Here is an 11,755-nt window from a genome sequence, read left to right on the forward strand (position 1 = left end):
TTGAAAGAGGCATGCACAAACTGTTCACAATCAGGAATGAATATAACATAGTTATCCCAATAAATCGGGATGACAGTTAAAAAACAAATTATACACCTATGAAAAAAGTAAAATTTATTGAAATAAAATCAGAAATAGGGGCAGGTACCAGAGGGGCAAGCCTTGGCGTAGATGCAATAAAAATTGCTGCACTGGATTACGGAAGTACACTTTTTAAGCAGATAGAGTCAGTAGAAGTGCCAAATGAAAACCATATGCTTTATGAAACTCCGGGAAGTCCTTATGCCAAAAGAATAAAGGGAATAATTAAAACATACGACAGACTTTCAACTCAGGTAGCTGAAACTTTAAAGAGTAATCAGTTTCCACTTGTTTTAGCTGGTGATCACAGTACTGCGGGGGCAACTATTGCAGGCATTAAAATGGCTTACCCAAAACAGCGTCTGGGAGTTATCTGGATTGATGCCCATTCTGATTTGCACTCTCCCTATACAAGCCCTACCGGAAACATGCATGGTATGCCTTTGGCAATTTCATTTGCTGAAGATAATATTACCAATAAAATGAATAAGGTGGATAAGGAAACATCCGAACTTTGGAATAAATTGAAAAAAACGGGTGGCATATCTCCTAAAATAGAATATAAGGATTTGGTTTTTATTTGTGTAAGGGATATAGAGCCTGAGGAGTCTTATTTAATCAAAAAAAATAAAATCAAAACATTTACAACAGCAGAAGTCAGGAGAAACGGAGTGGAAAAAATTGCACGCGATACTTTGGCTCATCTTAGCAAATGTAATCTTATTTATATTTCCTTTGATGTGGATTGTATGGATTCTTCCATTTCAAAAGGAACAGGAACTCCCGTTAGAAATGGTATTACTGAAAAAGAAGCCGGTAGTTTATGCGTAAGGCTTATACAGAATGAAAAAGTTTGTTGCTTTGAAATATGCGAAGTGAATCCAACTTTAGATAAAGAAAATTTAATGGCGGAAAACACTTTTGAAATTCTTCAAAAAGTGGTAAGTCAGCTTGTTAGCTAATAAAGAGAGTGGTAATGGAAAGGATTGAAAAACTCATCAGTAAGGCAATCTCAGAGGTAGTTAACTCTGTTTATAATATTCAAACGAAGGACTCGGAAGTGTTGCTACAAAAAACCAGGAAGGAATTCCAGGGCGATTTTACTCTTGTTGTTTTTCCTTTTACACGTTTTTCTAAACTTTCACCTGAACTTACAGCAGCGCAAATAGGCGAATTGTTACAAAAAAAGCTTGAAGAAATAACTTCTTTTAATGTAGTTAAAGGTTTTTTAAATCTGCAAATAAGTGATTCATATTGGATTCGTTTTTTATCTGATACAAACCATAAAGGACTCGGCCTTGAACAAAAGGATTCCAAAGATACTATTGTTATTGAATATCCATCTCCAAACACAAATAAGCCGCTTCACTTAGGACATCTGAGAAATATTTTTTTAGGTAATTCAGTTACTGAAATTCTAAAGGCGAATGGCCATAAACTTATTCATACTTGTCTTTATAACGACAGGGGAACCAATATTTCCAAATCAATGCTTGCATGGCAAATGTTTGGTCAGGGACAAACTCCTGAATCAAGAGGAATCAAGGGAGATAAATTTGTAGGTGAATTTTATGTAAAATTTTCGGATGCCTTAAAAAAGGAAATAAAAGAATTAATGGATTCGGGCTTAAGTGAGCAAGAGGCAATGAAAAAATCTAAACTAAATGCCCGGGTAAATGAACTTACTGTGAAATGGGAACAAGGGGATAAAGAGGTGAGGGAATTATGGAAAAAAATGAATTCGTGGGTTTATCAGGGTATGGATCAAACATACCAAACACTGGGAATAAAGCCGGATAAAAATTATTATGAATCTGATGTTTACAACCTAGGCAGGGAAACCGTTAATGAAGGCTTATCTAAAGGGATTTTTTATAAAAAAGAAGATGGTTCTGTTTGGATTGACCTTACCGAAGATGGACTTGATCATAAACTCGTTTTAAGGAGCAATGGAACCACAGTTTATATTACTCAGGATATTGCCATTGCCAATGAAAAGGACAAGGACTTTAATGTTGATCGTTCTATTTATGTGGTAGGAAATGAACAGGAATATCATTTTAAGGTTTTATTTCTGATTTTGAAAAAGATGGGAAGAAAGTGGGCCGACAATCTTTACCATTTGTCTTATGGAATGGTGGAACTACCATCGGGGAAAATGAAATCAAGGGAAGGAACGGTTGTAGATGCAGATGATTTGCTTGAAGAAATGGTTGATACTGCAAGGAAAACCACACAAGAGTTGGGCAAAATTGAAGGCTTTTCTAATCAGGAAGCTGAATATTTATATAAAACTATTGGATATGGAGCATTAAAATATTTTATCCTAAAAGTTGATCCAAAAAAGAAAATGCTTTTTAATCCTGAAGAGTCTATTGATTTTAATGGTAACACCGGCCCTTTTATTCAATACACTTATGCCAGGATACAATCAATAGTAAGGAAAGCCGGAACAGCTGAATTTTTGTTTGAAAACCTTCCCGATATTAACCAGAAGGAAAAGGATGTTGTTAAGTTAATTCATGATTATTCCTCCATTATTAGTGAAGCCGGAACTAATTACAGCCCTGCATTAATTGCAAATTATGTATATGAGCTAGCTAAAACATACAATCAATTCTACCATGATAATCCTGTTTTGAAGGAAGAAAATATTAATTTAAAAATGTTTCGGTTGAATTTGTCTTTCACAGCAGGAAAACTGATCAAAGATTCAATGCATTTGCTGGGCATTGATGTTCCTGAAAGGATGTAATAAAAGCAGTTTATATTGGTTTTTATTTAAACACCCTTGTTCTAATAAATCAGAGTATGTTCAGTATTTGTGATTGCATAAGAAAAATTCTCATCGCTCTTTGAGTTAAATTTCACTATTCATTTTTCTTAAAAACCGCAAAAAAACTGAGTGCGCTTTATAAATTTTGAATTCGGGTTAATAAAATATTTTTTGTAGATTGTTTTATTTTTAATTTAAAGGATTGGCATTAATTAAGCGCTTTAATCCTTAAAGCGGAAAAAATCGAAGCATTTTTTAACTTATTTTATATTTGTTTAAATTCATTGTAATAATGAATCAGCACATTTTATTAACTTTGTTTTTTTAGAAAAATCACTAAATGATATGTTTGAAAATTTAAGCGACAAACTCGAAAAAGCCTTTAAAATAGTTAAAGGCCAGGGGCAGATAACAGAAATAAACGTAGCCGAAACGGTTAAAGAAATAAGAAGAGCACTGCTTGACGCGGATGTTAATTATAAAATATCCAAGCAGTTTACAGATTTAGTAAAGGAAAAAGCGCTTGGCCAAAATGTACTTACTTCTGTTTCTCCGGGTCAGTTAATGGTTAAAATCACCCATACTGAGCTGGTTAATTTAATGGGTGGGCAAAAATCGGAACTGGATTTGAGCGGTTCCCCTTCTGTTATTTTAATGTCAGGATTACAGGGATCCGGTAAAACAACTTTTTCTGGTAAACTTGCCAATTTCCTAAAAACCAAAAAGAACAAAAATCCTTTGCTTGTTGCATGTGACGTTTATCGTCCAGCAGCTATTGAGCAACTCCATGTGCTGGGAACCCAGATAAATGTTGAGGTTTTTTCTGATAAGGAATCAAAAGATCCGGTTGCAATAGCACAAAAAGCAATTGCCTACGCAAAAGCCAATAAGCATGATGTAGTTATCATAGATACTGCTGGTAGATTGGCCGTGGATGAGGAGATGATGAAGGAGATAGAGCGGTTGAAAAAAACGATTAATCCACAGGAAGTACTTTTTGTTGTGGATTCTATGACCGGGCAAGATGCGGTAAATACGGCCAAAGCATTTAATGAGCGCATTAACTTTAATGGTGTTATTTTAACTAAACTTGATGGTGATACCCGAGGTGGTGCTGCCCTTTCAATTACTTCGGTAGTTAACAAACCGATTAAGTTTGTTGGTACCGGGGAAAAAATGGAGGCCATCGATATTTTCTATCCTGAAAGGATGGCTGATAGAATTCTTGGAATGGGTGATATTGTTACTCTTGTTGAAAGAGCACAGGATCAGTTTGATACTGAAGAGGCAAGGAAAATGTCAAAGAAAATCTCTAAAAACCAATTTGGTTTTAATGATTTTCTTGCTCAAATCAACCAAATCAAAAAAATGGGGAACTTGAAAGATTTGGCAAGCATGATTCCAGGGGTTGGGAAAGCCATAAAGGATGTAGATATCGATGATGACGCATTTAAAGGGATTGAAGCAATTATTTATTCAATGACCAACCAGGAAAGAGATAATCCTGATATAATCAATGGTAACAGGAAAAAAAGAATTGCCGATGGAAGCGGAACAAGCATTCAGGAAGTAAACCGTTTGATAAAGCAGTTTGATGATACACGCAAGATGATGCGCATGATGACTGATAAAAACAAGATGGCCCAGATGATGAAGAATATGCCAAAGATGGGTAGATAATAATATATTTTGAAAACAGCACTCATAGCAGGACCCACAGGATTAACCGGAAAAAAATGTCTTGAGTATCTCCTGGAATCTGGCCAATATTCAATGGTTACAGTCTTAACCCGAAAGAAGCTGAACATCGAAAATAAAAAATTAGTTCAAATAATTACTGATTTTAATGACTTGCAAGAGTCCTTAAAACAAGTAAAAGTAAATGATGTTTATTGCTGTCTTGGAACAACAATGAAAAAGGCAGGATCAAAAGAAGCTTTTTTTAAAGTGGATTTTGATTACCCTTTACAAATTGCCTCTTTTTTAAAGCAAAATGGTGCGAGTACATTTAATCTTGTTTCTGCAATTGGAGCAAATAAAAATTCAACGATTTTTTACAGTAAAGTAAAAGGTGAAATTGAACAAGCACTAATTAAATTGCACTTTCCTAAATTGAATATTTTAAGGCCTTCCATATTGGATGGCGAAAGGAAAGAATCCAGGCCAGGAGAAAAGGCAGGATTAATTCTGTCAAAAATAGTGGCACCACTGATGATAGGGCCTTTGAAAAAATATAAACCAGTTAAAGCTTGCGCTGTGGCTTTTGCTCTAATTTATTTCTCAATAAATGCTCCTGAAGGAGTGAATATCATAGAATCAGACAAAATCAACTCAATATATAATAAAGAAAAATATGGAATTAATTGACGGGAAAAAGATTTCTGCTGATATAAGGAGTGAATTAGCCATTGAGGTTAATAAAATCAGAGAAGATGGAAAAAAAATCCCCCATCTTGCTGCTATACTAGTTGGTAATAATGGAGCAAGCGAAACATACGTGGCAGCAAAAGTGAAAGCATGTGAACAAACAGGTTTTATATCCTCTCTTTTCAGGTTTCCCGATACAATAAGTGAGAAAGAGCTATTGGTGAAAATTGAAGAAATAAATGCAGATAGGGATATTGATGGATTAATTGTACAGCTTCCCCTCCCAAAACATATAAATGAAGAAAAAGTTACCCTGAAAATTGCAGTTGAAAAAGATGTAGATGGATTTCATCCTGAAAATATCGGTAAAATAGTATTAAATCAATCAGCCTATATTCCTGCCACCCCTTATGGAATATTAAAGTTATTGGAAAGATACAATATACAAACCAGTGGTAAGAATTGTGTTGTTATTGGAAGAAGTAACATAGTTGGCTCACCCATGAGCATATTGATGTCCCGTAATAATTATCCCGGAAATTCAACGGTTACTTTATGCCATTCTAAAACCACCAATTTAAATTATTATACACTTAATGCTGATATAATAATAGTAGCACTTGGTAAACCCGGCTTTTTAAAAGCTGATATGGTAAAACAAGGCGCTGTGGTTATTGATGTAGGCATTACCCGAGTGGAATCCTATAAAACCAAAAGTGGTTATAAGTTATTAGGAGATGTTGATTTTGAAAACGTTGCTCCTAAATGTTCTTATATAACACCAGTTCCAGGTGGAGTAGGGCCTATGACTATTGCCGGTTTGCTACTGAATACGCTTGATGCTTGTAATAATAAAGGGGATTTGAAACTGGTGAGTTCTTAATTTAAAAAACCATAAACCATAGCGAAACCTAAACAGTTACTATTCCTGAAAAACTGTTTTAGTAAGGACTCCGTATTTAGCTTACTGTCAAATTTTTTGATAAAAAACCCATAAAAAACCCAAATAAGTTGCAATTCTGAAAAACTAGTTGGACATTTGCAATATTACGATATGTCATGAAAAAAATATTACTTATAATTATATTATTGGCTTCTTTTTATGAAGCAACAGCTTGTCACGATGCTACACTTACCCAACTTTCGGCTGTAGACAATGGAAACAATACTTATACCTATCAGCTTCGGGTTTGCTTTGGAACGGGTGCCGGTTCGGAAACTTATGGTTTCTGGCTTAATTTTTCCGGGGGCAATCTAATAGGGTATCCATCAAGTGTCACAGGGCCTACTACCGGTAATGTAAAACCGGCCAGCGTACCTCCTGTTTCGGGAACCGGCAAAATAGAATACGGGGACTGGGACAATACAGGAAGTACTCTCTTGTCTGGAGCCTTAAATACGGACTGTTTGACTCTTACGCTTACTTTTGATGCGCCTATTACAAGTGCAACTTTCGGTGGTATCCAACCCGGATTGTCTTGTGCTGCAAAAACTATTACTACTACCTCGTGTTTTGCAGGTTTTGCAAACTATACTGTTGCGATCCAATCGGATAATTGCGGGGGAAATATTTCCTTTAATTTTAAAAATGCTTCGGGAACTACTATTTTATCTCAAACCGGACTTTCTTCAAACGGAACCTTGTATTCTTACAGTATATGTGCTGGGTGTGCCGAAACATTTACAATAAACGCTCCTGCAGTAACAACAGGACCTTCTCAATGCCCCGCAGGCTTATGTTGTGGAAACGGAAACGGGTATTATACAGTTTATGATGCTACGGGGGCTGTTATAGTTTCCTCCACTATGCAGGGACTTGCTACGCAAACAACAAATGTTTCTGTTTGTTTTGTGTTGCCCATTGAACTTATATCTTTTGATGCCAATGCCTTAGAAAATGAAATAGTGCTGGAATGGGTTACCGCAACAGAAGTTAACAATGATTATTTTACTATTGAAAGGTCTTCAAATGGTGTTGATTTTATAGAAATAGATAAGGTAGCAGGCGCTGGAAACAGCAGCGTTATAAAAAGCTACAAATACATAGACAGGCCTAATTCAAAGGGGATTTTCTATTATAGATTAACACAAACAGATTATGATAATACATCAATCATGACAGATATAGTTGCTGTTGAAGCAAAGAAAGTTTTTGGTAACAATAAGATTTATCCAAATCCTGCATCAGGTTCTATTAATTTTATAGTTGAGTCAATGATGGATGATCCCATTGGAGAGGTGGTTGTTTTGGATATTTCCGGAAAAGTTATGATTAGTGAGAAAATTATAATCAAAAAAGGAGTAAATGCTACTTCTTTAAATGTCACATCATTGCCTCCCGGCATTTATTTTACTTCTGTAAAACATAATGAGGAAGTAATTAAAGGCAGGTTTGTAAAGAATTAGATCATTAAAATTTTGCGCTTTATAAAACAAATTAGTTAAAATAAGGCCAATGTCTTCCTAAACATATTAATGAAGATAAAGGGAAAATAGCTGTGGAAAAGCATGTAGATGGGGTTCATCAGGAAAATAATATTGGGACAACCAGCATACATACCTGCCACTCCTTTTGGAATATTGCAGCTTTGCTTTTAAATACTCTGGATGCAAGTAAGAAAAAAGGAAATTTAAAATCGGAAAATATTAATTCCAATAGAGATTAATAGCTTAAAGAATTTATAAAAGCAAGTATAAGTTTGTTTAGTGAAACCTTGCTTTTAATTCTTCCTGTAAATCAAAATCAATTGTTCTCAGAATTTTTTTATTCCAGAATTATTTTATGGATTTCTGTAGAATTATCCTCAGAATAAATAGCCAGAAAATAAACTCCTTTGCTTTTTGCATTTTTTTTAGAAAAATTAATCGATGGCATATTTACAACATCCTCTGCAAATACAACTTCTCCGAGTAAATTGAGTAACTCTATCTTTTTAACAGGTATATCTCCGGCTACATTTATTAAACCGTTAGAAGGATTTGGGTAAACAGAATACTTGTTATTCGTTACTTTGTATTTATGAATACCCACAGGTGCTTGAACCTGGAATTCATGGGTAAAAGTTTGTCCTTGAAAAACAACTTCAAATCTCCAGCTGCCTGAAGGTGCGTTTGAAGGAAGATTGTATCCCCAATACCAATATGAGGCTGAATAATGAGCAGGAGTCATGCTGTGATTCCATGAACCAAAAATGGAGTTATCTGGCCTGTAAATTTTATATGCAAATTCTGGTTGGCTCGCTGGTCATGATAATAAGCAGCAAAATAAATTGGATCCCCCGGCTGATAATTGTTTTCTGCGTTCATAGAATGAGGATTGGGGCAACTGTTTATTACTGGTGGTGCCGAATGAGTCATTAAAACATTCACAGTAGATTCATAATAGGGTTTTTGAACATTCCACATTGAAGGTGCTGTATTGTTACAATCTCCATAATAGGGGTCAATAACATTGTTATCGTTATCCTGAATCTCAAAATGTAAATGAGGACCTGTGGATGAACCTGAACTGCCTATCAGTCCTAAGTATTCCCCTGCAATCACAGCATCTCCGGCTATCTTTGATGTTAATGAATTCATTTTAAGATGACCATACCAAACAACAGTGTTGTCGGAATGGATTATGCAGACTACATTCCAGTTTAAGTTATTCATCGCGCAATTTTTATCGAAATTCCCGTCTTCTTTATATAGAATAATACCAGGTGCTGCAGCAATTACTTCCACATGATTGTTATCCATCATATTAATATCGAAGGGCCATGTAAAAATATCTTGACCTTGATGGTTATACCCGTTTTGGGTATCATAGGTCCTTACTCCGCAATTGTAATCCTGCAAGAGATTTGGAAAATTTGGATTGTGATCAACAAAGTTAGAAACTGCATAATAAGAGTAATAGTTGTAGGTTGAAGCTTGTTTAAGGGGCCAATCCAATAACACACTTCTACTTTCATTCTTTGGATCTTTTTTAATAATTTTCTTTTCAATGAATTGTTGCCTGTTTTCTTTCAAAATACTGTCCATTCTAGCTCTTTGTTCAGGGCTTACACATTCTGTATTTGTGAATTTGTACTCTCCACCGCCTTGTGAAATATAATTCTGAGCCTTAACTTAAGTTAATTGTAAAAAGCACAAGTGTGAAAATCAGTGTAAACTTCATAGAATAGGATTTTAGAAAAACAGTTAATTGCAAAATAAAACTCAAAAAAAAGGGACTAAAAGGTTCGATAATCCATTAGAATTATTGATATGTTCAGGTAAAAGTAAAGAAATAAATATAAAATTGAATTAAGGAACAGATGGTTTTCAAAATAATTTTTAAGATGGGGTATTGAAATAGTTCTGTCAGAAGGCTTTTTATGATTACCAAAGCAAAATATAAGTAACTAAAAATAATAGTTAAAAAAAAGAGGCTGATCCATTTGGTCAGCCTCTTGATAATGAGAGTGTTGAATTTTTAATTCTCGGCCAAAAACGGATACCTGTAATCGGTAGCGGGAACAAAAGTTTCTTTAATTGTTCTTGGTGAAACCCATCTTAAAAGGTTAATCATAGAACCTGCTTTGTCGTTTGTTCCTGAGCCTCTTGCACCACCAAAGGGTTGCTGTCCAACAACTGCACCTGTTGGCTTATCATTTATGTAGAAATTGCCGGCTGAATTTGCAAGCATTTTCGCACCCAGTTCAATTGCGTATCTGTCTCTTGATAATAGCGCTCCAGTTAGTGCATAAGGAGAAGTTTGATCAACAATTTTAAGTGTCTCTTCAAATTTTTCAGCTTCGTATACATAGATAGTCATAACAGGCCCGAAGAGTTCCTCGCACATGGTCACATACGCAGGGTTTGTGGTTAAAATTACAGTAGGTTCAATAAAATAACCTTTTGATTTATCATATCCACCACCGGCAATAATTTCCGCCTCCTTTGAACCTTTAACATCGTCAATAAATTTAGCTAATTTGTCAAATGATTTCTCATCAATTACCGCATTAATGAAATTTGAAAAATCTTCGGTTACACCCATTTTAAAAGACTTCATATCTTCCAAAAGATTTTTCTTTACATCGTCCCAAATGTTGGAAGGAATGTAAGCCCTTGAAGCTGCAGAACATTTTTGGCCCTGGTATTCAAAAGCTCCTCTTGAAATAGCTGTAGAAACTTCTTTTGCGTTTGCTGATTTATGAGCAACAATAAAATCCTTTCCACCCGTTTCGCCAACTATACGAGGATAGGATTTATAAATATGAATGTTGTTTCCAATGGTTTTCCAAATATCCTGAAATACGCCAGTAGAACCGGTAAAATGTATACCAGCAAAATCACGGTGAGAAAAAATCACATCGCCAGCATCCGGGCCTGAAACATAAATAAGGTTAATAACCCCATCAGGTAAGCCTGCTTCCCTGAATACTTCCATTATAACATTGGCAGAATAGATTTGGGTGTTTGAAGGCTTCCATACAACTGTATTTCCCATTAATGCAACACATGAAGGAAGATTTCCGGCAATGGCTGTGAAATTAAAAGGCGTAAGGGCGAACACAAATCCCTCTAAAGGCCTTTGTTCCATGCGGTTCCACATTCCCGGGTTTGAGTCAGGTTGTTGCTTATAAATCTCCGTCATGTAGTGAACATTGTATCTTAGGAAATCTATTAATTCACAGGCCGCATCAATTTCAGCCTGGTAAGCACTTTTTGACTGTCCCAGCATTGTTGCTGCATTTATCTTAGCACGATAGGGTCCTGCCAATAGATCAGCTGCTTTTAAAAATATGGAAGCACGATGTTCCCAGGAAAGTCCTGCCCATTTATCTTTTGCTGCTAATGCAGCATCAATTGCATCTTTAACATGGCTTTTGTCTCCTTTGTGGTAATGTCCTAATGTATGTTTATGATCATGAGGAGGAGCTAATCTTGCTGTATTATTGGTTCTTATTTCTTTTCCACCAATATACATTGGAACATCCACTTCAATACTTCTAAGTTCCTTTAATTTTGCTTGTAATTCTTTTCTTTCAGCACTTCCCGGAGCATATGTTTTTACCGGTTCATTTATAGGAAAAGGTACTTTATAAAATCCTTTTGGCATATTTTAATATTTAAGGGTTAAAAAACAGAAATTTCTTTTTTGAATTAACGGCTACAAAAGTACGAAAATGTAGGTTAAATTAATAATTTGATCCTTAATTATTAAATATCAAATTATTAATTTAACCTAAAGACCAGTACATAAAACAAAATGAAAAACACTATTTAAGTATAGTGTTAAAGGATTTAATAAGAATAAAAAAAGGAGTTGAAATATTAAGAAACTGTTTTGAATTTATTTAAGAATAATTTTATGTGAATAAGTACGTTTATAACTAATTGATTTTCAGCAAGTTGGCCTGGGTTAATTTTGCATCTTGTAGATTATCAACCAAATAACTCTAGCAAGATGAAAACCTATCCAACCAACTTAACCGAAAATCAATGGCAAATTATTGAAAATATTTTGAATGATAATAGAAAACGCAAACATAAATTAAG

At 34.9% G+C, this 11,755-nt stretch carries 10 protein-coding genes; 7 read left to right on the top strand and 3 right to left on the bottom strand.

Going from position 1 to position 11,755, the window contains the following annotated elements; all coding sequences use genetic code 11:
- Positions 1 to 98: 98 nt before the first annotated feature.
- The 7 genes from H0V01_12470 to H0V01_12500 all read left to right on the top strand — a co-directional run bounded on the left by H0V01_12470 (position 99) and on the right by H0V01_12500 (position 7,890).
- Positions 99 to 1,043, top strand: a complete 945-nt coding sequence (locus H0V01_12470; protein MBA2584189.1) for an arginase — start codon at positions 99 to 101, stop codon at positions 1,041 to 1,043.
- A 14-nt stretch (positions 1,044 to 1,057) separates the two neighbouring features.
- Positions 1,058 to 2,836 carry an arginine--tRNA ligase gene (locus H0V01_12475; GenBank protein ID MBA2584190.1) on the top strand — a complete coding sequence of 593 codons (1,779 nt, stop codon included), beginning with the start codon at positions 1,058 to 1,060 and terminating at the stop codon, positions 2,834 to 2,836.
- A gap of 366 nt (positions 2,837 to 3,202) precedes the next feature.
- The gene (gene ffh, locus H0V01_12480) at positions 3,203 to 4,537 is read left to right on the top strand and encodes a signal recognition particle protein (GenBank protein MBA2584191.1); all 1,335 of its coding nucleotides are present in this window, start codon (positions 3,203 to 3,205) and stop codon (positions 4,535 to 4,537) included.
- 9 nt (positions 4,538 to 4,546) lie between these two features.
- The gene (locus H0V01_12485; protein ID MBA2584192.1) at positions 4,547 to 5,224 is read left to right on the top strand and encodes an oxidoreductase; all 678 of its coding nucleotides are present in this window, start codon (positions 4,547 to 4,549) and stop codon (positions 5,222 to 5,224) included.
- Positions 5,211 to 6,107, top strand: coding sequence for a bifunctional 5,10-methylene-tetrahydrofolate dehydrogenase/5,10-methylene-tetrahydrofolate cyclohydrolase (locus tag H0V01_12490; protein MBA2584193.1), 897 nt, complete (start codon positions 5,211 to 5,213; stop codon positions 6,105 to 6,107). The genes H0V01_12485 and H0V01_12490 overlap by 14 nt, the downstream gene beginning before the upstream one ends.
- Positions 6,108 to 6,283: 176 nt before the next feature.
- Positions 6,284 to 7,630, top strand: coding sequence for a T9SS type A sorting domain-containing protein (locus H0V01_12495; GenBank protein ID MBA2584194.1), 1,347 nt, complete (start codon positions 6,284 to 6,286; stop codon positions 7,628 to 7,630).
- Positions 7,631 to 7,722: 92 nt separating this feature from the next.
- Positions 7,723 to 7,890: a hypothetical protein gene (locus H0V01_12500; GenBank protein ID MBA2584195.1), complete on the top strand. Its 168-nt coding sequence runs from the start codon at positions 7,723 to 7,725 to the stop codon at positions 7,888 to 7,890.
- Between the two features lie 98 nt (positions 7,891 to 7,988).
- Here H0V01_12500 and H0V01_12505 read toward each other — a convergent pair whose 3' ends face one another.
- From H0V01_12505 to pruA, 3 genes are all read right to left on the bottom strand, one after another.
- On the bottom strand, positions 7,989 to 8,393 hold the full coding sequence (locus H0V01_12505; protein ID MBA2584196.1) for a T9SS type A sorting domain-containing protein: 405 nt from the start codon (positions 8,391 to 8,393) through the stop codon (positions 7,989 to 7,991).
- A complete protein-coding gene (locus H0V01_12510) occupies positions 8,390 to 9,250 on the bottom strand; it encodes a M23 family metallopeptidase (GenBank protein MBA2584197.1) in 861 nt (286 codons plus the stop codon). Before H0V01_12510 ends, H0V01_12505 begins: the two co-directional genes overlap by 4 nt.
- A 433-nt stretch (positions 9,251 to 9,683) precedes the next feature.
- Entirely contained in the window at positions 9,684 to 11,315 is a 1,632-nt protein-coding gene (gene pruA / locus H0V01_12515; protein ID MBA2584198.1) for an L-glutamate gamma-semialdehyde dehydrogenase, read from the bottom strand.
- Positions 11,316 to 11,755 lie beyond the last annotated feature (440 nt).

The sequence above is a fragment of the Bacteroidota bacterium genome (genome assembly GCA_013696965.1).
Lineage (GTDB): Bacteria > Bacteroidota > Bacteroidia > JACCXN01 > JACCXN01 > JACCXN01.

Coding starts and splice junctions, on each gene's coding strand:
- H0V01_12510 (MBA2584197.1), bottom strand. CDS start 9,250: ATGGACAGTATTTTGAAAGAAAACAGGCAACAATTCATTGAAAAGAAA.
- ffh (MBA2584191.1), top strand. CDS start 3,203: ATGTTTGAAAATTTAAGCGACAAACTCGAAAAAGCCTTTAAAATAGTT.
- H0V01_12470 (MBA2584189.1), top strand. CDS start 99: ATGAAAAAAGTAAAATTTATTGAAATAAAATCAGAAATAGGGGCAGGT.
- H0V01_12505 (MBA2584196.1), bottom strand. CDS start 8,393: ATGACTCCTGCTCATTATTCAGCCTCATATTGGTATTGGGGATACAAT.
- H0V01_12490 (MBA2584193.1), top strand. CDS start 5,211: ATGGAATTAATTGACGGGAAAAAGATTTCTGCTGATATAAGGAGTGAA.
- H0V01_12475 (MBA2584190.1), top strand. CDS start 1,058: ATGGAAAGGATTGAAAAACTCATCAGTAAGGCAATCTCAGAGGTAGTT.
- H0V01_12495 (MBA2584194.1), top strand. CDS start 6,284: ATGAAAAAAATATTACTTATAATTATATTATTGGCTTCTTTTTATGAA.
- pruA (MBA2584198.1), bottom strand. CDS start 11,315: ATGCCAAAAGGATTTTATAAAGTACCTTTTCCTATAAATGAACCGGTA.